We start from the raw sequence: 23,085 nt of genomic DNA, 5'->3' as shown, positions 1-23,085 counted from the left end.
ACAAGCAAGTCCTGGCGCTGGCCCGCTCGCGTCATTTGCCTCTATTCTGTTGAAACCCAGGAAAACGCATGAATGAGCTTACGGCTTCATTTATAACAATTCGCTGGAACGTGCCCACACGCCCAGGAATGTAACCATCATTACACTGGCACCGGTTGCATCAGGGCATTGCTGGCAAGACCCCGATATCACGGCTCAGATCCAGTCCGAATAAGCTCTTGCAACTTCACACCTAAGTAACCCCCAATAAATTATTGTGATTTCTGACTTCCATAACCGGCGCTCTGCAAGGTGGCCGACGAGGCTTGCCCACTGCTAGCAGTGCTCGCACTACTAGCAACGGGCGCCTTGCATAGCATCCGGTTCTGTTCTTCATAAATTCACAATATTTTCCTGAGGATTACTTAGCTGCACCAGCAAGTGTTGAAAGGCAGGCACGTCGAATCCCGCGCGCCATACCAGCAAGGTGTCGGCTTGCCCAACCGACAGTGTTTTCAGGGTGGCAGGCGCGTCCGACAGCGCTAGCACGCTGGCCGGCAACAAGGTCACGCACGCGCCGGCCGCCACGCAGGCGATCATGGTGTGATACGAGCTCAGCTCCTGCACGCGCCACTGCGTGCTGCCGGCCACGCCCAGCACCTCTTCGGCGATGCTGCGGTAGGTGCAGCCCTGCGGAAACGCCGCCAGCGAGCGCGTGCGCACGTCCACGGCGCGGCGCACCGGCCCTTCGCTAGCCGGCAGCAGCAAACATAATTCCTCACGCCACACGGATGCCGATGCCAGGCCAAGTTCCTCCAGCGTGGCCGCGCCGCCGAAGGCTGGCGGCAAGGCCACGAAGGCGCAGTCGAGTAAACCCGTGCGCACTTGCTCGATCAGGGGGCGCGACGGCCCCGTGCTCAGCGCCAGCCGCGTGTCCGGATAACGGGCGTGATACGCGGCCAGCAGCGCCGGCAGGCGGCTGGCCGCCGTGCTTTCCATGCTGCCGACGCGCAAGGTGCCCCCTTCGCGCCCGCCCGTGACGACATGCCTGGCCTCTGCCGCCAGCGCCAGCAAACGCTGCGCGTACTCGAGAAAGCGCTCGCCCGCCGCCGTCAGGGCCATGCGTTTATTGGTGCGCACGAACAGTTGTGCGCCGATATCGGCTTCCAGCTGCTGGATGCGCGTGGTGACGCTGGACGGCGCGCGGCCCAGCCGGGCCGCGGCCTGCGTGACGCTCAGCTCACTGGTCACGGCACAAAAAATCGTCAATGACTCCATCTCCATCACGTTCTTTCTTTTGGAATAATTGTGCTAGTATATTCTCAAAACAAGAATTTAATGCAGCCTCCTCAACTTGATGAAGGAAACATCATGACCACGTCCCAGCGCTTCCTCGACCGCCTCGGCTTGCAATTGCCCATCATCCAGGCGCCGATGGCGGGCGTCTCCACGCCGCGCCTGGCCGCCGCCGTCTCGCATGCGGGCGGCCTGGGGTCTCTGGGCATCGGCGCCGGCAGCGTGGCGCAGGCGCGCCAGATGATCATGGATACGCGCGCGCTGACGGACCGCCCCTTCAATATCAATGTGTTTTGCCATGCGCCGGCGGTCAGGGATGCGCGGCGCGAAGCGGCCTGGCTGGCGCATCTGGCGCCCCTGTTTGTGGAGTTGGGCGCGCCCGTGCCAACGCAGCTCGATGAAATCTATCCAACGTTTGTCGGCGATGAAGCGGCATTCGCCCTGTTGCTGGAACAGCGCCCCGCCGTCGTCAGCTTTCATTTCGGCTTGCCTGCGACGGAGAAAATCGCCGCCCTGCGCCAGGCCGGCATCTACACCATGGCCACGGCCACCAATCTGCGCGAGGCGATGCTGATCGAACAGGCGGGGGTCGACGCCATCGTGGCGCAGGGCGTGGAGGCAGGCGGACATCGCGGCGTCTTCGACCCGCAAGCGCCGGACGAGCGCCACAGCACCAGCGTGCTGCTGCGCCTGCTGGCGGGCCGCACAACACTACCCCTGATCGCCGCCGGCGGCATCATGGATGGACAAGGCATCCGCGCCGCGCTGGACCTGGGCGCCGTTGCCGCCCAGCTGGGCACGGCATTCGTGCTGTGCCCGGAATCGTCGGCCAATGCCAGCCACCGCGCCAACCTGAAAAACGAACGGGCGGCATCCACGCGCTTGACCAGCGTCCTCTCCGGCCGCCTGGCGCGCGGCATGGTGAACCGTCTGATCGAGCATGGCGAAGCGCCGGGTAGCCCGCCGCCGGCCGATTACCCCGTCGCCTACGATGCCGCAAAACAATTGAACGCGGCAGCTAGCCAGCACGGCGACAGCGAATTTGCCGCCCAATGGGCCGGCCAGGGCGCGCCGCTGGCGCGGGAAATGGGGGCGGAGGAACTGGTGTTGACCTTGGCCAGGGAAATGACGCACTGATTTGAGCATGCCGGCCAGAGAGAGATCTGGCTCGACGCTGCGACCGCAGTGTACTCAGGTGGCTGCCTTGAATTGCATGCCAGGCGCATCTTCCGGTCGTAAGGAAAATCCCAGCTTTTCGTAGAATATCGACTTGCCTTTGGCGCTGAAAAGCTGGACATCCGCAATGCCAGCGTCGCGACAATCGTCAAGAATGGAACTGAGCAAAGCTGCTCCGATTCCCTGCTGTTGAAATTCGGGGTGAACAATCATCTCGGTGACAAACGCGTGCAAGCGGCCATCCGAAATGACACGCACAAAACCAACAAGTTGGCCGCCACAATAAGCGGATCGCGAACACCAGGAGCCGTCAAGTGCATCTTGATAGAATGCAGCCCCGCGTGATACCGGCCCCCAGCCAGTCGTGTCGTACAGTGCCTTGAACGCCTCGGCGCATGGCTGATCGGATGTGTAGCTGATATTCATAGGCCAGATTGCATGATGCGGTTTCGCTGGAAGTTGACTCGATTTAAACCAGTGGCGCTGTGACGTGCGTGTCGACCGAGAATACCGGACCCTGCCATTGTTCATTGTCCAGAACGGCTAACTGATGTCTGCCCGACCAGACTGTATTGATGAGTGTTTCCCAAAATTTCCGCGCAGCAGGATTTTCTTCAATGACACAAACCTCCCATTTGGCCGGGAACATCGTCATGATGGTTTCCGCAGCCTTCCTGCCCAGTCCTTGACGCCGGTACTTGCGAACGACGAAGAACTCCACGATTGCACGCGTATTTCCCTGAATATGGACCTCATCGTTTGTCAACACAAAGCCCGCCCACTTGCTGTCAACCTTCATGACATACGCTGACCACGTCGGGTTCACCCAAAAGCTGTCCAAATCGTCATACCCGTATTGACCATGTTCGTCCATATCCGTGCCGTCAAGCTCGGAAAAATCGTGCTGATACAGTTCCATCAGGTTTCTGACTATCTGGCGTTCCGTGAACTCGGCGCGTCGAATTTCAATCTTCATGTATTCAGGTTCGCATTCTGGCTGTATCGCACTGCAATATTGCCGTTCCAGGTTGAAAAGGATAAATTTGTGAATTGTTGGTCTTCCCAACTGTGTTGCATTGTCATTTCCTGGGTGTCATTCCCATCGTACCCAGCCACGTTTCAACCAACGTGGGCCACTTCGTGATTGGAAACTGCGTAGGACGGAGTCCAAACGCGTGCCCTCCCTCGGCGAACAAATGCATCTCCACGGGTATATTCGCATTCTTCAGGGCCGCATAATAGAGAAGAGAAAACTCTACCGGGTCTACCGGATCGTCTTGCGCATGAAGCAGGAAGGTCGGAGGTGTTTGACTGCTGACTTCAATGCTTGGGTTCAACTTTGAAAGGTCATTTTTATAGTTGACCGACATATGGCCAGGATAAAGAGACACTGCAAAATCGGGACGACAGCTTTCCTCGTCTGCCTTGTCAACCGGCGCATATATCCGCTGATGATGCGTACTGATTGACGCGACCAGGTGACCGCCTGCAGAAAACCCGAGCACGCCAATCTTCTTCGGGTCAATTTTCCAGTCAGCAGCATGATGGCGAACGAGGCCCAGCGTTCTCTGTGCATCTTGCAACGCCGTATGCGTCTTGGGAATAACACGGACATTACGGATTTTGTCCCAATGAGGACCTGATCCGGGGACACGATATTTCAACAGCACGCACGTAACACCAATCGATGTCAGCCATTCACAAACTTCCGTTCCTTCCAGGTCGATGGCCAGCGCCGAATAGCCTCCGCCGGGAAAAACGATAACGGCAGCGCCCGTGTTCCTTCCCTTTGGCGAGTAAATTGTCATCGTAGGCCGCGTGACATTATTTAGTTCCAGCCAGGGCCGTCCTGCGATGAGCCGATCTTCTCGTAGCGTCACCTCGTCTTCCGGTCCAGCGGCTGATTTCGCGTCAGGTATCACTCCAGGCCAGATCGGCAATTGCTGCTGTCCGCTGGGAGGCTGCCATGCAGCAGCGTGCACGTTCGTACAAGCAAACACCGCAATAATACTGAGAAGATATTTCACAGAATTCCATTCAAGACGTGGTGAACCGACAAAATTTAATGCCGAAATCAGAGTCAGCCATTCTATCTGACTGACTGCTTCTGGCCGAAGACGGCTTAATCTGCTTTCGGCAAAGGAGAGCGGACTATTGGTTCAATATCGTCACCAGAAAGCAGTTCGGACAAATCTTCTGGCGATAGCCTCTTCATTTTCTCTTCCAGCTTTCTGTCATAGCTTCGGTCATTAGGGTCCCAATTTTTATGGGCCTTGCGGGCATACTGCTGGACGAAGCGCCCCAGTTCGGCTGCTAGTTGAGCTTTTGTACGCTTTGGTAGCATAGGTTCAGGTCAGTTTTAGTTTTCTTCTCAACGTCGGTATTTGGCCGCTTGCTGTCATTGGCAACTTCGGCCCCAAAGCGGACAATGGCAATGAGGACCCATTCAAATCCTCTATCGTCGTCATAAAGTTTTTTCTACTTGGTGCGCTCAAGCGCCTTGCTTTGTGGCGACAGGATAAGAACGAGAAGCCAACCAACAAAAGAAAGCCCGCGCTGTAGTCCTGTGAAGCACAGGAAGTACAGTACCCATTGCGAAAAATTGTAAGGGTGCTCGATTCCAGCACTGTTTACAAAATGTAGCGTCAAGATTGCCGCCAAGGCAGCAACTGGGAGGGCAAACCACCATTTCCGTTCAAGCTTAGATGTCATATTTACGTCTCAAATTTGCGTTGAGTTCCGTTTGGGCGATCCAGAGCGCTATGTCTGCTCTTGGCCGATTGCCGCCTTGCTCATCTTTGGTATTTGAATCAGCAGGCTGGTGATACATGGGCTCACTGCCGCGGTGACATGAGGTCAATTAACCGCTCCAAGAGCGTATTCGTGCGCTTCTGCTCGGCCACCAGGACCTGCCAACCGTTGTCAGAAAATGCCGGTTCTGGTGCGGGCGGATCGATCCATTCATGCAGATCCAGGCTGTACCACCGGCTAGAATCCGCAAACTCGACTTTCGCAACCTTGCGCTCCAGAGCCCCGGGAACATGCACTTCGATCGCCTCTTTCAACATCTCGCGCGATTGTTTTGTACCGTGGTTCAAGAACACAGTTGTGGCTTTGTCGCCTTCTTCCGCAGGAAGTTTGTGATCAGTAAAAATGTATTGCAGTAATCCGCTCTGGTCGGCATGACCTGAGTAATAGCCGCCCACATCGATTATCTGCGCGTGGATGTCGTCAAGGCGAAATACCCTGTCGTTGACCTGGATTTCCGTGAAGTCAGGAAGCGCTCCTTCGATACGGCATCTGCCTAACTGTGCCAATTTTCCGCCCAGCGTGCCGCTGGCCATATAACCTGTAATCAGGATCACAGCCTGGTTCGACGGTAACAGATGTTCAAGGTGATCGACCACGCGACCTCCCTCGCACATCCCGCCGCCCGAAATCGTAATGTGAGCTAGTGGCGGCACTTTTGGCCTGAGTACTGGCTTCTTACCCTTGTAATCGCTTTTCTTCGAAGAAGTCAGTCCTTGGTAGCGCAGCAGATGGGACCCGAGCGCAATTTCGATGCCGGTCAATTCTTTATTGATGGGGAAAATGGTGCGGATCTTGTCATCGACTTCCGCTTCCGATGACAGTCGCAGGCGTTCGGCCATAAGCCTGTTGCGATACAGCGTCTCGTCGGGAGTGCGTTTTTGCCTGCGGCATAGTTCGGCACCGAAAACGCCGGTCATCCTCAGAGTCAGAGGAGAGTCCACATCGATTTTCAATGCCAGTGGTTTCGTATATCCCATCATGATGGATCGGAACTCAGCGAAATTCACCTTTGCTTTGTCGACAAATCCGTAGCGCGGTGCGTTACTCTCATCCGGTTCACGCGCCTCTATCGCATCACGCCATTGCTCTTGCACCGCTTCGGACTGTGCTTCCAATGCCCGCTTGATGCGCCCATTGGTGGCTTCGTCCCACGAACCTGAAGCGATGCAATCGGCTATGGAAAAGACCGGTAAGATCGGAATATCGGCAGGCAAGCGGCCGTTTGGTGATTCAAGAATGCAAACTAGATCTAACAGAATTTCCTGCGTCCGCTGTAACGAAAACGCGGGAATCAAAATCTTGCCTCGATTGAACGCAGCATCCTTGATCACGTCGGTGAGCGCATCAAGGCGTGCAAGATAATTTGAAAAATGCGGAGAGCGAACCCGTGACCCATAGGTGCTCTCCACCACCATATATTCAGGCACACCATACGGCTCCTGCCGGCCGGCGAGCAGCGGCTGGCAAGGATTGTCCTTGGTGTTGTTTCCCAGGTCGCCGCTCATAACGATATCTCCACGCGTGCCATCGTCGCGGTTCCATGAAATATTGAGCGACATCGCCCCGAGAATATGGGCAGTGCGTGTGAACGACACGAATAGATCGTCATCGACAGGAATATAGCGTGACAAGCCAAAATCAGGGCGCTGATCCACGCAGCTGAACTGAATCGCTTTGACGTCGTCCTCAGAGTAAAGGCCCGAAGAGAAACGGACACTGTCGAGCAGTGACAGCCGTGCAAGCTGCGCCGTGGCCGTTGTGCAAAAAACGACGCCTTGAAAACCATCGCGATAAAGTTTGGGAATGAGCCCGCAGTGATCGATGTGCGCATGCGTCAGAAGCACAAATTTGATGTCGGCGGCATCGAAAGGAAATTTTTGCCGGTTTTTGAAAAGTGCATGGTTTTCGCCCTGATGCAAACCACAGTCAACCAAGAATTGCACTTCTTTGCGGTCGTAAGAAAAGTGTGTGCATGAGCCTGTTACATGATCGTCACTGGCGCCGATAAATCTAATTCGCATTTAAAACCCTGAAGAAATAAGCGTCTGAAAGTCCTGCTTCTGGACGAAAGCGGCCCCAGAGAATAGCGGATTGCCACGCAAAAAAAATCACACATTGTCACGCGACCGCGAATGTCCACTACTGGCTGCCGTCGTTGGCAGCTTATGCTCCAAAAGCGACATTGGTCATGGGAGTCAGGTGGTGTGGCGCATGCCACCAGGACCAGGTGCCGTGGACTCGAAGAGATAAATGGTCCAAGTTATGTCGGGATACACGGAAGTGGCTTCTACGCCCAGGTCTATTTCACTAAAACCGAGAGATCTCAGAATAGAGCCGACAACGTCAGTGCGATGATTTTCAAAAAAACGGTCATCTCGATCACGACGATCTCGAAGCAAACCAGAGTGCATCGAAGGTAATGAGAATAGTACCTTCGCGGTCGGCTTGAGCACCTGCAGAATGGATTTCCACGACTCTACAAAACAGTCCTCGTGAATATGCATCAACACTGCGCTACACAGCACGCCATCGAAACGTCCGCCGAATGGCACGCGAGTAATAGGTAGCAGACCAGGCTTCACGCGCCCCGCCAGCTCGGGATGTTTAGTCAGAGAGTATGTTCGCATCGAGTCATTGGGTTCGATGCCATAGGCGTCAACGCCATTTTTTATTAAAACCGCCAAGTCTCGGCCTGAGCCCGATCCGACATCCAGTACCTTGTCGCCTTCTTTAAAAGCAGCTTGAAAATATTTAGAGATAGCGCTGTGCGACGCCTCTGAATCGACCGTGCCATGTTGCACGTAGCTTGCATAAAACTTGCCCGTCATGTGATCCATGCTGAGACTCTCCGTTGCGTCTGCTCCATCGTTTTGCTCCGTACCGCTTTCGTCTGCTCCTGGCCGGTTGCCGTCGTTGACAGGCTATGCCCCATTGCATGCTTTGCCGACTGTTTGCAACTGCCGCTCAGTCATAGTTTATGAGCAGTTCAGCAGTGTCTAGTTAACTCGTGGCAATTTAAACATCCAGGAACATCATCACAGTCGACAATGCTAGCAACTGAAAAAAAGCGAGAAACAAGGCTCGTGGTATCGATGGCATGAACTTCCATTGCAAGCTCTTTGCCGGTGAAATCAAGGCAGATTTATTGCCCCCTACGCAAGAAAATAATGCCGATAGCGCCAAGGAAAAAAACCTTACATGAGCAGGTACAACTTCAGGAGCAAAGGCGCAGCCAAAGAAAATTAATGAGAAAAAAATAGAGACATGCGGGAAATTTTCTGTCCCAACTGAAGTCGTATTTCATATTCCATAATTTTTATCATTGATTTTAGTTACTCAAGTTTCGCTTCAATGACTGAGGTTGCCGCCGCTGGCAACCTCAGTCTTCAACGCTGAATGGCTGCCATTTCCTGTGTGGCGCGCACAAAATCCATAGTCCAGTTCGTTTCCCATGTTCTTCCTTGGTCCTTGGAAAAAGCCTGATCCCAACGGGGATTTTCATTGGACTTAACGCGTTGCTCGGCCTGACTTTGCATTGCCGGCATTGGTCGAGAGCAGCCGTAGAGAATAACAAATTGCCAGTAAGAAAAAGGCTTACATTGTCACACTCATGAAACCGTGTGCTTCTGGCCGAACGTGCACTCCCCCCTAAAGTCAGCAGCCCCTGGACCAGAACATGCCGACATGTGTGCCATTCTTACGCCGCGTGGGAATATAGCCAGTCATGGGCAGCTTGGGCTGGGCTGTACCTTCTTCCACTTCCGTACGGCTAACCTTGTAGTACCGGCGGCCGCCTTGCTTGACGAGGCCATCAATTGCATAAGTTTGATTACCACAACTACGCAATTGAAACTGACCAGCCATCATGCGGTTCAATTCTTTCTGCATGGCCGTAGCAACTGGCTCACACGCGCCCGGGCGACTGCACCACACTTCAAATTCATGAATTGCGTAGGCGAGCTTTTCAAAACTGGTGACATCCTCGATTTTCGTTCTTATCCAAAAATTCCCACCTTGAAATTCCACATTCGACCATGCCCAGCCGCCCTTTAATACAGCAGTTTCATAGGATATCAGCGCAGCCTGCTCATAGCTGACTTCATCGGTATTCAATGCAAGGCGGCGTCCATCTCGCATACTGAGGTACCAGAGAATGGGGATGCCACACGCGGTTTCGCCTTGCCGAGGGGGACAAGGCGACAAATCCGCCCGTATTTCCCCCATCACCTTGCCTGATATGCGGTCGAATGCCGGCAAAGGCTCATATGCCGCCCGCAACGCTCCTTCCGAGGGGAACAAGCGAGGTGGGGAAATGAAATTCTCGATTGGCCGGCCAACTGCGACTTGCGCATGCAGGGAAGAATGCGTTGACACACAGGTCAATCCGAGGCACAGCACACGGCAAAAACGCCTCCATCCCACAGACAGTTCAACTATTGATTTCACGCCTGGTCCCCCGGTTAGCACAATTGAGTATTCACGACTGGCCGCTCCTGGCTGCGGACTCAAGCGGCCAGTTCAATCGCTAAGGCGGTGCCGCAAAGTCGGCTCGATATTGCGCGCATGCAGCCAGCGCACAATGTCTTCCAGCGTGGCGTCCTGCAGCAGCAAGCCCGGCGCACTGACGGACGTTGCCACTGGCAATGCGGCGGCGACGGGAGCGGGCACGGCGACAGCCAGCCCCGCATGTCCCTGCAATTTCGCCAGCGCCTGCGCGAACTGCGCCGGGTTGATGCTGCGCAAGCTTTCCAGGAAGCCCAGCTGGGCGGCTGGCGGCGGCGGCATGTCCAGGCCAGGTTCGTCGACGAAGGCGGCGCCCATGCTGGGGTGGATGAAGGCGGCCCACTTGCCCGACGGCTGCAAGCATGGCGGCAGCGCCACCTGCTCCACGTAGTCTGGCGGCGCGCTGGCGAGGATGTCGGTCGAAGCGGGCAAAAAGGTCGAACGCAGTAACTGCACGAACTGGCGCGCCTGGGCGACGGGCACGGGCGTGGCCAGCGACAGCCACAGCTGGAACGCCGTGCCCGAGATGCTGACGGCGGGCGCCGGCATGTCCAGCTCATGCTGCACGGCATTGGCGATCGTGCACAGCGCGCTCCAGTGCGCTTCGCCGCCGCCCTTGCCGCCAAACTCCAGCACCAGCGCGCGCGTCAGGCCGCTACTGGTCACGAGTTGTACGGCCACCGTCTGCTCGCCCGACAGATGGCGCGCCAGCACGGCCGGCATCAAAGGCTGCACGCCACCCTGCGCATCGACGTAGTGCTGCTGTTCCTCGAACAGGTACAGGCGGGTGAGTTCGGAAATCAGTTTGTGCATGGGCGGCCTCATAATGACGTTGAGCAACACTTGCCAACGTGCCCAGATTATAGCCTCCCCTGCTCCCGGATTTCAGCGCATCGGCTGCCCGGCTGTCTGCCGCGCCCGCCCGGCGCCAAACACCAGCCAGCTGGCCACGGCGAACAGGCAGGCGGCTACGCCGCCATACAGCATCACGGCGCCAAATCCCTGTGCCAGCGCCAGCTTCGCCACGCCGGCCGGCAGCGCGCCGGCACCCTTGCCTGCCGACAAGCCTTCCGCCATGGCGCGCAGCGCCGCCGCATCAATCCCGGCAGGCACATGCTGGCGCAAGGCGGACTGGATGGCTTCGACGAGGATAAAGCCCATCAGCGCGATATTCACCGACAGGCTGACCATGCGCGCGCTGATGTCGATGCTGGACGCCATGCCGGCCCGCTCGCCGGGCACGGCGGCCGTCGTCGTGTTGGTGACGGGCGTGTTGGTCAGCCCGAGGCCCGTGCCGGCCAGCAGGCAGCCGGGCAAGATCGTCAACCAGCTGGCGGCGTCCGCATGGCTGCCCCACAGCATCAACAAAAAACCTGCGCCGATGGCCAGCAAGCCGGCGGGAATGAGCGCATCGGCCCGGTAGCGCAGCGCCAGCCGCTCGGCCAGCGGCGGCATGAGCAAGGTGGGCAAGGTGTAGGCCAGCAGGCTCAGGCCCGTGCCCAGGCTGCTGTAGCCGAGGCCATGCTGCACGTACAGGGGCAGATAGATCATGAGCGGCCAGAAACTGCAGTTCATGCCAGCCGAACCGAGCAGCGCACCCGAGAAACGGCGGATGCGAAAGACACGGAAATCGATCATCGGTTCAGGCTGGCGCCGTTCGATGACGGCAAACGCGGCAAAACCGGCCAGCGCCACGGCCAGGCTGGCCACGGTGCGCGGGTCGGTGACACCCAGCGCCGGCCCCTGCGTGATGCACCACGCCAGGCTGAACACAGCCAGCGACAAGGTGGCGATGCCGGCCACGTCCAGCTTGCGCTGCTGCGGGTCGCGCGATTCCGTCACGCCCAGGCCCGCCAGCAGCAGCGCGACGACAGCCAGCGGCCCGTGCACGAGAAATACCCATTGCCAGCCCGATAGCGCGACGATGGCCGCGCCAATGATGGGGCCGAAGCCCAGGCCCAGGCCAAACACGATGCCCCAGGCGCCAAACGCCCGGCCCCGCGCGGCGCCGGCCGGAAACTGCTGCGACAGCACGGCCACCTGGCAAATCAGCATGGCGCCGCCGGCCGCGCCCTGCAGCGCGCGCGCGGCGATCAGCACGCCCGTGCTGCCGGCCCAGCCGCACACGAGGGAACTGAGGCCGAACAGCGCCAGGCTGGCGAGCAGCAGGCGCTTGCGGCCATAGCGGTCGGCCAGGGTGCCCGTGGCCATCAGCACGGTGGTGCAAGCCAGGGTGTAGGCGTTCATGATCCATTGCAAGTCCTTGAAGTCGCTATGCAGCACCGTTTCCAGGGTGGGCAGGATGACGGGCACGCTGGAAATTTCCAGGCCGAACATGAGCGAGGCCAGGCACACGGCGGCCAGGGTCAGTACATTTTGTTGCGAAGTAGTCAGGTGCATCGTAGCCTTGATGTCGGTAGTCATGGAGCGCGCGTGGAGACGGCGCACTGCGAGCCAGCATTCTAAAAAGCCTCGACTCATGAAGGAAATGATAAAATTTTATACAATTCATTCATTTTCATCATGAATCACGGGAGCTTCATGGACTTCGATACCGCCCTGCTGCGCGCCTTGGTCGCCGTAGCGGACACGGGCGGCTTTACGCGCGCCGCTGAACGGCTGCATCTGAGCCAGTCCGCCATCAGCCACCAGATCCGCCGCCTGGAAGAGCAAGCGGGCGCCGCGCTGCTGCTGCGCACCACGCGCAGCCTGCGCCTGACGGAAGATGGCGAGGATTTCCTGCGCCACGCGCGGCAGATCCTGGCGGCCCAGGATGCCCTGTCGCGGCGCTTCCAGCGTTCCTCGATTGCCGGCGCCGTGCGCTTTGGCGTACCGGAAAATTTCATGGGCGCGCGCCTGCCCGCCCTGCTGGCGCAGTTCGCGCACCTGTTTCCCGCCGTGCGCCTGGATGTGACGGTAGGCACCTATCTTGACTTGCAGAAACTGGTCGCCGCCGATGCGCTGGACCTGGCCGTCGTCATGGCCTTGACTTGCGGCCAGGATGACGCGGCCGTGCTGCGCCGCACGCGCTTCGTCTGGGCGGCGGCGCACGATTTTCGCCATGACGGCGCGCTGCCGCTGCCGCTGGCGTTTTCGCCGGCGCCGTGCATGCACCGGCAAGTGGGCGTCGACGCCCTCGACGGCGCCGGCCTCGACTGGCGCGTGGCGTTCACCTCGCCCAGCCAGCAGGGCTTGCGCGCCGCCGTGCTGGCTGGCCTGGCGATCACGGCCCTGCCAAAGGGCGACCTGGAGCCAGGCATGGTGGTCATCGATGGCCAGCATGGTTTGCCCGCCCTGCCCGCCGCCCAGTTCCAGCTCGTCTGGCGCGCCGCTGGCAGCACGGCGGCGGCCGAAGCGTTCGGGCAATTGCTGCGCGAGTGGTCAGCCGGGGCGGCGGCATGACAGCACCAGCAGCGAGGGCAGCATGGCTGCGGTACAGGGCGATGGGCCGCATGACCGGGCAGACATAGTCGCCACGCGAACATGCGTTTACCGTGCGGCGCAGCAGGACTATAGTGGCTGCTTTCCCACCTGTTCAAGGATCGCCATGAAACTCTTTTACTCGCCGGGCGCCTGCTCGCAGGCACCACACATCATCCTGCGCGAAACGGGGGCGGCCTTCACCCTCGTGAAGGTCGACCTGGGCCAGCACCAGACGCAGGAAGGCGGCAATTACTACGAACTCAATCCGAAAGGCCAGGTGCCGCTGCTGGCCCTCGACGATGGCAGCACCTTGAGTGAAGGCCCCGTCATCGCCCAGTACATCGCCGAACAGGCGGGCAGGCAGGATCTGCTGCCGCCGGTGGGCAGCTTTGCCCGCTACAAGGTGCTGGAATGGCAGAACTACATCACGTCCGAGCTGCACAAATCGTTCAGTCCCCTGTTCGATCCCCGCTTCGACGCCGCCACCAAGGCCTTGTTCATTGAGCAACTGGGCAAGAAATTCAAATGGGTGGATAGCCGCCTGCAAGGCCGGGCTTACCTGACCGGCGACACCTTCACCGTGGCCGACGCCTACCTGTTCGTCATCACGGGCTGGGCGCCGCGCGTGGGCGTGGACTTGTCCGCGCTGGCCAATGTGCAGGCCTTCCTGGGCAGAATGGCCCAGCGCGACAGCGTCAAAGCTGCCTGGGAAGCGGAAGGATTGGCCAAGGCGGCTTGAACGCCGTGGCCCGGTGCACGGCTCAGGTTTTTTCCGCCTTGCCGTGCATCACCATGATGGTCTGCTGCATCAGCGCGCACAGTGTTTCCTTGCCATCGCGCACGGCGAACACTTCGGCCTGCGTGACGATCAGGGTGCGGCCCGGGCGCACTACCTTGCCGCGCGCGATCAGTTTCTCGCCATCGGCGGGCGCCAGCAGATTCATCTTGTATTCCACCGTCAGCACGGACGCGCCATCCGGCACCATGGTCATGGCCGCGTAGCCGGCGGCCGAGTCCGCGATCATGCCCACCACGCCGCCATGCACGAAGCCGTGCTGCTGCTCGATGCCGCTCCAGTGCGGCACGTGAATTTCCGTGCTGCCGTGCGCCACCACGGGCAGGCTGGCCTGGATCAGGGTCATGGCGTTCTGCAGCGCAAAACTGGCTTGGACTTTCTCGGCGAAGTGCGGGGCGGGAAGACGGGACATATACTTTGCTTTCTCAAAGGGAACAAGGAAAAACGCCAGGACACTACTGTACCCTGCTTCCGGCGCCCGGCAAGCAGCAAGGCCCGCGAGCCATGCAGATTCGCCAGCAAGGATGACACCATGCTGTTGGCCTTGTTCTACAACAACCCCGGCGGCGACAGCAGCAGGCTGATGGCGATGGCCACCAGTACCGGCAAGTGGTCGCGCTGCCCAGTGAAATACGGCAGCAGGGTCAGGCCCGATAACGGCCACTTCGTCTGCCGATCAGCAGGTTCGCGGCAGTCGCCAGCCATTCGTGCCGTATCGGACTATTGTTTTAACACAATACGCCGCGCCTCCAGTGCCGCATCGATGTCCGACAAGCCGGCAGCGGTGCAGATGTCGATGACGGCGGGCTCGATGGCACGCGCAAACACACGCTGGCCATCAGCAATGCCCGCAAACTCAAGGCGCATCTGCAATAATCCGTGTGCCCCCTCTGCCATCTCTCCCGTGTAGGCCAACGGCGACTGGCTGTAACTCAGTTTAAACACCCCGGCACGTGGCCGCCCCAGCTCCACCCATTCTCCATAAGCATGTCCCTGCATGAGCACTGGCTGAAATTTGTCTTGCCGAATACGTCCCACGTAATAGGCAAACGGCGCCTCGCCACGAGAATGGTCAACCACGGCGGCCACGCCACCGTCACACAGGCGCAACAGGCCCAAGGCAACGCCGGTTTTGGCGGTGGGTTGAAACAGGTCCTTCGGATTGCTCGCCAGGGCCGGATGCACGGTCAACCCGGGGACTTTTTCGCCAAATACCTGCGCCATATATGCTTGCATTTTCGCATGCAGCGATTTGCCGGCGTCCTCGTCGTCCAGCCCAAAATAGCCGGAAATCTGCCGGCACAGGCTCGAATTTCCAGCCAGCAACACATGCACATGGTCGGGCACGGCATCCTGATATGCTTTTTGCATGGCGACACAAAAGGCCAGCACACCCTGGCCGATACGCTGCTCCAGATAATCGAGTAGCGCCGACTTCGCAATTTTCAACTGCAGCGCGCTACGCTTGCCGCTACGGTCAAACAGGGGGACGGTCGGACACTGCGTCTCCATGCGCCCTGTTTCCCACAAGGGGCGCAATATGCTGATGAGCACCAATGTATTCGTGCGGGCATAGCGGCCCTGCTCGACGATACGCTCATGGCCAGGGAAAGCATCGGCATCGAGAGGCCGGGTAAACACGGCACCCAGTTCCAGGCACGCCGCCAGATTATCCTGGAAGACACGATAGGCCAGGTTTGCCAACAAGTTCTCGCCGCCAAGATAGCGGTCGCCCGCGGCGCCATGACGCTCCAGGATCTGCTCGAGGTCCGGATCTTCATGTTCGGCCGGCAAGCGGTAGTGGCCAAAATCAAAATCGCTGCTACCTCCGCCAAAATCGAACACGCTATACGCCACACCTTCCCTTGTCGGCAATACTCCCAGGCTTGGCAAGGCCGCCGCCGCGTACGCAGCCGGCTCGGAAGCCACTTCGTCAACTCGGAAGTTCTGAAACTCGGGCGCCGTCAGGAGGGTCGATGGCAGGCTGCGCTGCAGGCCGCGGCGGAAGGAGGCCAGGATCTTGTCCTTCACCAGTTGCGGATAGTCGACGGGAAACGTCATGCAATAGCGTAAAAACAAACCCCGCCCACGCCAGTTGATATTCATGCCAATAAACCATGCATACAACTCGACCGGGTCGAAATCGTCGCCGGCATACAGCTCGAGCGGCATGCCCCGTACTGGATTGCGCACGGAGGGCGCCAGCAATTCACGTTCGACCTGGCGGCCGTCGGTGATGAAGACACGCTTTCCCGCTTCTGCGTCAAGCACCCATTGCTTGATATGCATCAGCAAACTGCCAATCATCTGGTGCGACTTATCGCTGGACAGGAAATCCTGCAAGGCTGCATGCGAACAACGCACGTGCTCCCAGTCCACATCCGGGCGATAAGCGCAGTTTTGCCAGACGCGCATCAAGCCGGTCCAGTCCAGGAACTCCAGCATCGTGGGATTCTCATAATTGCTGGCCTCTTCCTGGTCCAGGAAATTGCCGACACCGACGCGCAGCAGTTTGCGCTTGCCATGTTCGTTGATCGCCACCACCGTACTGCTGGTGCCAAAATCGATGGCGACGTCCCAATCGCGCACATCTTCGGCCGGATTACGCGCACGCACCGCTTCCGCGCGCAAAGTATCCGCATCCATGCCCCAGGCTTCCCACATGCCCTTGGCGGCATCGTCGAATTGCGTGTCTTCCAGCATCGGCAGGCGCATGCCGCGATAATCGATATCGCGCCACTGCAAACGCAACGGCACGGCGGCGCGCAACGGCGCCAGCAGGTCGATGGCACGCATGTCCCCCGCATCAAACAGAGACCAGCCGCGCTGGACACACTGCTCGATGAACTCAGGGTAGCTTGCTTCTCCGACAAGATCATTGACTTCGATCAGGCGCGCATTGCCTTCTGCGACGCCATCGCCAGCAACCGTGCCGACCGCCACCGTTCCCTTGACATTCAGCCAGGGGCTGCGGTGCAGGAAGAAATCAAAGGGAGCCGCCTTGCCAGGACAGGCTGGCGCATTGTGAAATTCCAGCAGTTCCTGCTCCGTCGGGACGCGCCAGGAACCGATGTTTCCGATTTTCTTCTTGGCAATCCCAACAGTCGCTTCCTGCGCCCCGCTCCATCGGCGCAGATCCGGCTGGGCATTCCACAAGAGGCGCGTGCTGGCATCGTAAAACATGCTCTCCGCACCATTGGCACAGACCACCCAGAAGGCTTTTCCCGACAGTTTCGCCGCCTGCTCCGCCAGCTTGTCGCGGTGGTAGTCAGCCTTGCTATCACCCGTATTCATTTGCATCTCGACATTCTCATTCTTATTTTTTATCAGTTGTTGCAGCACTGCATTCAGAGTGTTCATGAGGGATTGACGTGCCTGTTCCATTATGAGAAAAATCCGCGCATTTCAGCTCTGATTTGCAAGCGGTGCGGCAAGTTGCGGCAAAAATTCAGGATCGCGTCACGCTCATCTTGCGGCATCGACTGCAAGCGCCGCTTCATGAACAACACGGTTTCGGGCGAAGGGTCGGGATACGGAGACGGTATGGTAATGGTCTGGCATGTCATCGCCATCATGGCCACTTCGTCCGGGCGCACGACACCCCAGAAATTGCGGAAAATCGCAGGTAGAAAAACCAGCAGAGGTTCTATGGCAGGCATGCGCAGCAGGTGCAATGCCTCTTCCAGCGCAGCTTTTTCTTGCGCAAGAATGGCGATTTCGGTGCGCAGCATCGTCAGTTGCTCCTCGGACTCGCCCAGGCGGTCCTGTACCGCGCTGTGCGCCAGGCGTTCCAGATACTCGCTGAGAACCTCGGGAGAGGATTGCTCCAGCGTAAAGTCCCGCAACAAGTTCAGCTCATACTCATCCGTCATGGCGTTTCCTCCTGCAGTTGCTTCTGCAGCAACTTACCACATTGGCTTTCATAGTATGTCTGCACGGTGGCCAGGCTGAACAGGCTTGCAAGCAAGCGTTCGGCCGGTAGCTCGCCAGCGGCATGCACGGCGTCGACGAGGCGCGCAAAACTGCCAGTGGCGAGCATGCTGGCCGCCGCATGCAAGGTGCGCAAGCGCTGGGCCAGGTGTGCCTCCAGATCAACGGTCTGCGCGCTGACGTCTTCGAGCGCCTGGGTAGCTCCGCGCATCAGGTCGTGGACGGCATCGAGCAAACTGTTCGTCTGGCTGACCCAAAACAGATTCCACCACGCCGCCAGTGGATGGTCGGCGGCCAGCAACAAGTCTTCAGATGTTTCCAGCAAGGAATTCCACTCCTTGACGCGCGCTCGCTTGCTCCACATCCGGAACAATGTGCTCTGTATTTCCTCCTGCTCGGCCCCATCCAGGCGCCGCATGTTCATGCCAGGCAAAAATACTCCCTGGTCGCAGATGCCAGCCAGCATGCCGCGCACGGCCACCAGCACACGATGGGAAGCGGCGACTCTGGGCGCCAGTTGCCACGCCTCCGGCCAGGCACGCATGCGGCTTTGCCAGGGATGACCTGGGTCCGCTACCTGCCCCAGCGGCGCCAGCAGGCATTGCCAGAAGCGGGCACGAAAGGCTTGCAACTGCAACGCATCCATGCTGTCAAATTCCACGCAGAGCACTGTCAGTTCCAACTCATCCGGATCGAGCCCCAACTTCGTCCATATATCGCTGACCAGGCACGCAGCCAGCGCACGCAGGCGCTGCTGGTCCTCTTCCGGGCAATGCGTCATCACCATCAGCAATTGGCTCTGTCCGAGGAAATAAGCGTCGTTCAATGCCTCCAGGAAATCGTGCAGCCGCTGTCTATTGACACTGCTTTCAAGGCGCATGGCGCTGACCACGTACACCAGCGCAAGATTATTGTCTCCCGCGAGCATGAGCTCAGCAGGCTGCTCCGCCAGCGTGTCCTCGCTCGAATTCCAGCCTGGCATGTCGATCAGGAACAGACGCTTGGGTGCATTGCCTTCCATGTAACCATCGCCTTCAGGCAAGACAAGTTGCTGCATGGGCAAGGACAGGCGCAGGCGGAAACGCTGCGGCGCATAGTCGGCGGCAAGGATTTCCCCACGCTGGGGAAAATGTGCCAGCGCCTTGACGACAGTGGCTTGGTCCGTATCGCACTCCCGCTCGACCAGATGCAGCGCCGCCTGCGCGCCATACGTCACTTCCAGTGGCAAGCGGGTTTGCACTTCGCGCGAGCTGATGGGTTTCAATGCCTGTGGCACCATATCCCCCAGCAATTCATTGACCAGCCGTGTTTTTCCGGCGGAAAACTCCCCCACGATGCGTGCCGTCAGACTGCCATCGCAGATGCCATGCCAGCCCGTCATCTGCGAGGCAAACGCCGCCATGGCTTCATGCAGCGTGCCAGGCTGTGTTTTTGATGCATTCATACTGATCCCGTGTACTGATATTCAAGACTGTCCAGTAAACCGCGTCCATCCCGCAACAAGCGCCGCGCCGCCGACTGCCAGCCATGACGCGCCAGCGATGCCACTGCCTGTGCGTCGAGCCAGCCTGGCAGGCAGGCCAGGACGGCACCCGGCATGTGCCGCCTGGCAAGCTCTCCCTGTTCGCGCTCCTCGCATGCCTGCGCGACGGCAATCAAACCGGACAATCCCGGTTGTGCCGCGCGAAAAGCATCATTATTTCCAGACAGAAGCAGCGGTGCCAGCAGCAGGTGGTGATTTTTCGCCCCCCAATCCTTCGGCCTGGCCTGGCGATCATCTTGCGCCACCGCCTGTACCGTTTCGGCAATCAGCGCGGCGCAAGGCTCCTGCAATGCCGGATAGCACGCGCCGAGCGCGAACACCGTACGCCAGAACAGCGGTTGCATGCGCAGCAGATGCTGCCGGTCGATGGGCAGATTTTCGTCGAGAGCATCATCGAGCACGCGCGCATACAGATGGACCCGCGCGCAGTGCAGCAACGTCGTCGCGAACTCGGGATCCGTACGCTCCTGCCATGGCTCCACCAGCAGCGCCAGGAAAGGCGGGAAGTAGCAGGCCACCGCATTGAGCCGCCGCAACGCGCGCGAGGCGCCTGCGGTATTGGCGGACATGGCGAAACTGGCAATATCATTTTGCAAAACTGCGCTCAGATTATCCAACAATGCTTCATCAGCCATGTCCACGTGCACTCCGGACTAAACGCAGATGGGCATAACCGCCAAGCCCGCAAGTACCGACGGTCCGTTGCGAAAAACTCAGCGTCTGCATATGCTGCTCATTTTCCTGGTCGCTGTTCGACGACCAGTACTCCGCCTCTCCTTGCAAGTCGGGAAAGAACTGGCTGCTGATGCAAAAATCTTGCTGCACCGTCCCTGCATGCAGCGACGGCGCTCCGGTTTGTAACAGGGTCTTGAGCTCATCGAGCGTGGGCAAGCGCCAGTCGCGGTGTCCGCACCAGCCGTTGTAGTTGAGCATGGCCAGTTGCTGTAACACCGTGCGCCACTGACAGCGGCCACTACGGTGTGGCCACTCGCCCTGCAAACGCGTGTTCACCGTCCACATCAGTTCGTAGCCCTGATCGAGCGCCGCGCTCCATTCCTCACTAGCCAGTGGCAACAGTTCACCTGCCGGCCCGATCTTGCGCCAGGCTGCCGTACCGTCCGACATGGTACCGGCGCGCCGGCGTGCAGCGATACGCGTGACGGTGCTGATTTCCTGCGCAATTTCGCGCGCGCTGGGCGCATGCAGTCGTTCAAGACGCTGCACTTGTTGCTGCAATTCGCGCAATTGCTGCGCCATACCCTGTTTGCCGGCAGACATCTGCGCCAATTGCTCCACATAATGCTCCATGGGCACGGGCGCGACCATTGCCAGCAAACCGGCCAGCGATTCGTCCACCTCACTCATGCCAGCGCCGCGATCGCCGTCTCGATGCCTTGCGCTTCACGCTCTAACTGTGTGAGCGCCAGCGCGCGTTCCTGCGGCGCCGCATCGAGGTGTGCCAGCTGGACCTGCAACTGCTCCAGGCTGGCGGCGAGCGCCGATTCGACATGCTGCGCCCAGTAGGCATCCACCTTGCCCATCAGCAATTGCTGCATGCCCGCCGCCTGCTGCTCGTAGCTGCGCAGCCAATCGCCGACAGCGCGCTCCAATGCCAGCAAGACAGTGCGCTGATGCTGCACATGGGCTTCCTGCCGCGCCTGTTCCGCGCGTGCATCAAGCAGCACGGTCAGTTCGCTGATTTCCTGCTGCAGGCGCAGTGCTTCCTTGTTGCTTTGCTCCAGCGCCCAACCAGTCAACTCGCGCTCGCTGGCCAGACGTTCCTTGCGCACCAATTCGTTGCGTGCGAGCTGCAGTCCGGCATCCAGCTCGGCCACTGCGCGCCGCTGCTCCGCCAGCGCCTGCGGATCGACGACGCTGCGTTCGCTCGGTGCACCGCCACAGGCATTGCCGATCCGCTCGCCCCAGTAAGCGAGCGAAAGAACCTCAAGCGCACCCAGTTTCTGCAATATGGGTTGCGGAATGTTCGGGTGCGGATCGCCGGTACGGATCGCCTGCGCCACTTTGGTTGTCTCCGTGACGATCTTGCTGATCTGCTGGGCCTTGACGACCACGTTACGAATCTTGACACCCTGGCCAACCAATGCCCCTACCTTGGCGCCAACGGTCGCAGGGTTGACACATATCAATGCCAGATCGGCAATCTCGCCAAAAAAGCGTCCCAACTGCGCACCGCCGTTGCCCTCCGTACGCTCGATGACGCGCGCCAGCGGCTCCTCGATCACGTATCGCCGTTGCTGCGCCAGCGTATGGAGCTGCAGCTCGTCGGCAGCAAGGTCGACGCTGGGCAAGGCCTGCAGCTGGTTTTCCGTTGCCAGGACGAGCTGCTGCTTTTCCGATAAGGCCTGCTGCAGCTGCAACAATTTCCCCGTCTCGAGAAAAGTGCTGACATCCACCGCGACGGGAACGGGCAGGCGCAAGTTGAAGCTGCTGACCTGTGCATCGGGCAGCTGCAATGCGCCATAAGCCACCGAACGCGAGCTGAAATCAACGGCCAGCGCCGCGAGCGCTTCGCGCAACTGCTCGCCGCCCTGCAGACCAAAGTGCTCCCAGTCCACTACCACGCCACTGTCCGCCTGCACCTGCAGCAACTGCTGCAATTGCCGCTGCAGCGCCTGCCGGCGGCGTGTGGCGGCATCATCCGCATCACGCTCAAGCTGTATGGTCTCCTCTTTCTGGCGCGCATACAGCTCGGTCTTCATGACATACAGTTGCTGCTTCTTCTCCAGTACCTCCGCATGCGCGCGGCGCACGGCATCTTCCGACCGCAACTGGTAGGCGTGCTGTGCCTGCACATTGCTGCCCATCGCGTTCTCCAGCAGCGGTCGCATTTCCGAACGGAAACGTTGCAAGCGGATTGTGGACAGTTCTTGCCGCGATTGCGCCACGAATTGCAACAATTGTTCGCGCCCCAGTCCGTGCACGCTGACGCATTGCAAGTCCACGCAAAGACCCGTTTCAGCTTTGATCTGCTCTGACCAGCGCCCCAGGTCCGGCGCCTTCTCGCCTTGCGCCACACTGTTCACCACCATATCCCAGCGCGTGACCACGACTTTTACCCGCTTGCCGTACTGGCGCACGATGCGCAATGCTTCCATATCCTGCCGTGTTGGCCCACGCGGCTCAAGCAGATACAGCACCGCGTCAGCCTGCTGCACCTGGGCCGCGGTGTATTCCTGGCGGGCCGCCGACACGCTGCCCAGACCAGGCAAGTCGACCACCGTCACATCGCGCAACCATTCCAGCGGCAGCGCCAGCGTGGCGCAGACCGCACCGTCCGGCGCCTGCGAGGTCGCCTGACGAAAACCATCGAGATCCAGCGGCAAGGTACTGCCATCCGGCCCCACCAGTGCCATCGACAGCGTAGCGCCGTGCTCGATAAACGTCGGCAGCGCCGTCGCTTCTTCCGGCGCCGTATGCAGCAAGGCCTCGCCCATCAGCATATTTAACAAACTGCTCTTGCCAACGGAAAAACCGCCCAGCACGACCAATTGCAGCGGCGCACTGGCCACCAGCCTGGATGCAGCCAGTTCGCGGGCCTGCTCTTGCAAGTCGGTTGGCAACAACGGCGCCAGTTGCACTAGCGTATCTTGAATTTTGTCCATCGTGG

21 protein-coding genes are annotated in these 23,085 nt (G+C 59.3%); 3 read left to right on the top strand and 18 right to left on the bottom strand.

The annotated features are described in order from the left end of the window. Positions 1 to 372: 372 nt before the first annotated feature. The gene (locus FJQ89_RS03110; protein ID WP_423245186.1) at positions 373 to 1,230 is read right to left on the bottom strand and encodes a LysR substrate-binding domain-containing protein; all 858 of its coding nucleotides are present in this window, start codon (positions 1,228 to 1,230) and stop codon (positions 373 to 375) included. Between the two features lie 120 nt (positions 1,231 to 1,350). Between FJQ89_RS03110 and FJQ89_RS03105 the strand changes: the two genes are divergently transcribed. Beyond that, positions 1,351 to 2,412, top strand: coding sequence for an NAD(P)H-dependent flavin oxidoreductase (locus FJQ89_RS03105; protein WP_141168999.1), 1,062 nt, complete (start codon positions 1,351 to 1,353; stop codon positions 2,410 to 2,412). 54 nt (positions 2,413 to 2,466) lie between these two features. Here the strand turns inward: FJQ89_RS03105 and FJQ89_RS03100 are convergent, their stop codons facing one another. From FJQ89_RS03100 to FJQ89_RS03055, 9 genes are all read right to left on the bottom strand, one after another. Beyond that, the gene (locus FJQ89_RS03100) at positions 2,467 to 2,877 is read right to left on the bottom strand and encodes a GNAT family N-acetyltransferase (protein WP_141168998.1); all 411 of its coding nucleotides are present in this window, start codon (positions 2,875 to 2,877) and stop codon (positions 2,467 to 2,469) included. 43 nt (positions 2,878 to 2,920) lie between these two features. Continuing rightward, positions 2,921 to 3,427, bottom strand: a complete 507-nt coding sequence (locus FJQ89_RS03095) for a GNAT family N-acetyltransferase (RefSeq protein WP_141168997.1) — start codon at positions 3,425 to 3,427, stop codon at positions 2,921 to 2,923. 103 nt (positions 3,428 to 3,530) lie between these two features. Continuing rightward, positions 3,531 to 4,478: an alpha/beta hydrolase gene (locus tag FJQ89_RS03090; RefSeq protein WP_141168996.1), complete on the bottom strand. Its 948-nt coding sequence runs from the start codon at positions 4,476 to 4,478 to the stop codon at positions 3,531 to 3,533. Between the two features lie 451 nt (positions 4,479 to 4,929). Continuing rightward, positions 4,930 to 5,163 carry a hypothetical protein gene (locus FJQ89_RS03080; protein ID WP_141168995.1) on the bottom strand — a complete coding sequence of 78 codons (234 nt, stop codon included), beginning with the start codon at positions 5,161 to 5,163 and terminating at the stop codon, positions 4,930 to 4,932. Positions 5,164 to 5,285: 122 nt separating this feature from the next. After that, entirely contained in the window at positions 5,286 to 7,283 is a 1,998-nt protein-coding gene (locus FJQ89_RS03075) for an MBL fold metallo-hydrolase (protein WP_141168994.1), read from the bottom strand. Between the two features lie 174 nt (positions 7,284 to 7,457). Then, complete coding sequence (locus FJQ89_RS03070) at positions 7,458 to 8,099, bottom strand: class I SAM-dependent methyltransferase (RefSeq protein WP_141168993.1); 642 nt, start codon at positions 8,097 to 8,099, stop codon at positions 7,458 to 7,460. Positions 8,100 to 8,916: 817 nt separating this feature from the next. Beyond that, positions 8,917 to 9,375, bottom strand: a complete 459-nt coding sequence (locus FJQ89_RS03065; RefSeq protein WP_141168992.1) for a hypothetical protein — start codon at positions 9,373 to 9,375, stop codon at positions 8,917 to 8,919. Between the two features lie 405 nt (positions 9,376 to 9,780). Then, positions 9,781 to 10,578: a TOTE conflict system archaeo-eukaryotic primase domain-containing protein gene (locus FJQ89_RS03060; RefSeq protein ID WP_141168991.1), complete on the bottom strand. Its 798-nt coding sequence runs from the start codon at positions 10,576 to 10,578 to the stop codon at positions 9,781 to 9,783. Positions 10,579 to 10,650: 72 nt separating this feature from the next. Continuing rightward, entirely contained in the window at positions 10,651 to 12,189 is a 1,539-nt protein-coding gene (locus tag FJQ89_RS03055; RefSeq protein WP_243136388.1) for an MFS transporter, read from the bottom strand. Between the two features lie 117 nt (positions 12,190 to 12,306). Here FJQ89_RS03055 and FJQ89_RS03050 point away from each other — a divergent pair, with 117 nt between their 5' ends. Both FJQ89_RS03050 and gstA read left to right on the top strand, forming a co-directional pair. Beyond that, positions 12,307 to 13,167 carry a LysR substrate-binding domain-containing protein gene (locus tag FJQ89_RS03050; RefSeq protein WP_141168990.1) on the top strand — a complete coding sequence of 287 codons (861 nt, stop codon included), beginning with the start codon at positions 12,307 to 12,309 and terminating at the stop codon, positions 13,165 to 13,167. A 145-nt stretch (positions 13,168 to 13,312) separates the two neighbouring features. Continuing rightward, entirely contained in the window at positions 13,313 to 13,927 is a 615-nt protein-coding gene (gstA, locus tag FJQ89_RS03045; RefSeq protein ID WP_141168989.1) for a glutathione transferase GstA, read from the top strand. A gap of 22 nt (positions 13,928 to 13,949) precedes the next feature. On the opposite strand, the gene FJQ89_RS03040 is transcribed toward gstA, so the two are convergent. From FJQ89_RS03040 to FJQ89_RS03010, 8 genes are all read right to left on the bottom strand, one after another. Beyond that, positions 13,950 to 14,396 (bottom strand): PaaI family thioesterase, encoded by a 447-nt coding sequence (locus FJQ89_RS03040; RefSeq protein ID WP_141168988.1) that lies wholly within the window; start codon positions 14,394 to 14,396, stop codon positions 13,950 to 13,952. A 137-nt stretch (positions 14,397 to 14,533) separates the two neighbouring features. Further along, positions 14,534 to 14,689 carry a hypothetical protein gene (locus FJQ89_RS27960; protein ID WP_168208346.1) on the bottom strand — a complete coding sequence of 52 codons (156 nt, stop codon included), beginning with the start codon at positions 14,687 to 14,689 and terminating at the stop codon, positions 14,534 to 14,536. Between the two features lie 15 nt (positions 14,690 to 14,704). Beyond that, positions 14,705 to 17,368 carry a DUF1566 domain-containing protein gene (locus FJQ89_RS03035; RefSeq protein WP_141168987.1) on the bottom strand — a complete coding sequence of 888 codons (2,664 nt, stop codon included), beginning with the start codon at positions 17,366 to 17,368 and terminating at the stop codon, positions 14,705 to 14,707. Next, entirely contained in the window at positions 17,368 to 17,856 is a 489-nt protein-coding gene (locus FJQ89_RS03030; RefSeq protein ID WP_141168986.1) for a hypothetical protein, read from the bottom strand. Before FJQ89_RS03030 ends, FJQ89_RS03035 begins: the two co-directional genes overlap by 1 nt. Then, positions 17,853 to 19,358, bottom strand: coding sequence for a dynamin family protein (locus FJQ89_RS03025; RefSeq protein ID WP_141168985.1), 1,506 nt, complete (start codon positions 19,356 to 19,358; stop codon positions 17,853 to 17,855). The genes FJQ89_RS03030 and FJQ89_RS03025 overlap by 4 nt, the downstream gene beginning before the upstream one ends. Then, positions 19,355 to 20,092, bottom strand: a complete 738-nt coding sequence (locus tag FJQ89_RS03020) for a hypothetical protein (protein WP_141168984.1) — start codon at positions 20,090 to 20,092, stop codon at positions 19,355 to 19,357. Before FJQ89_RS03020 ends, FJQ89_RS03025 begins: the two co-directional genes overlap by 4 nt. Next, positions 20,085 to 20,813: an Lcl C-terminal domain-containing protein gene (locus tag FJQ89_RS03015; RefSeq protein WP_168208345.1), complete on the bottom strand. Its 729-nt coding sequence runs from the start codon at positions 20,811 to 20,813 to the stop codon at positions 20,085 to 20,087. The genes FJQ89_RS03020 and FJQ89_RS03015 overlap by 8 nt, the downstream gene beginning before the upstream one ends. A 5-nt stretch (positions 20,814 to 20,818) precedes the next feature. After that, complete coding sequence (locus FJQ89_RS03010; protein WP_168208344.1) at positions 20,819 to 23,080, bottom strand: dynamin family protein; 2,262 nt, start codon at positions 23,078 to 23,080, stop codon at positions 20,819 to 20,821. Positions 23,081 to 23,085 lie beyond the last annotated feature (5 nt).

The organism is Janthinobacterium tructae (genome assembly GCF_006517255.1).
GTDB lineage: Bacteria > Pseudomonadota > Gammaproteobacteria > Burkholderiales > Burkholderiaceae_D > Janthinobacterium > Janthinobacterium tructae.
Note: the sequence above shows the minus strand (reverse complement) of the source record. Positions and strands in the feature narration are given on the sequence as shown.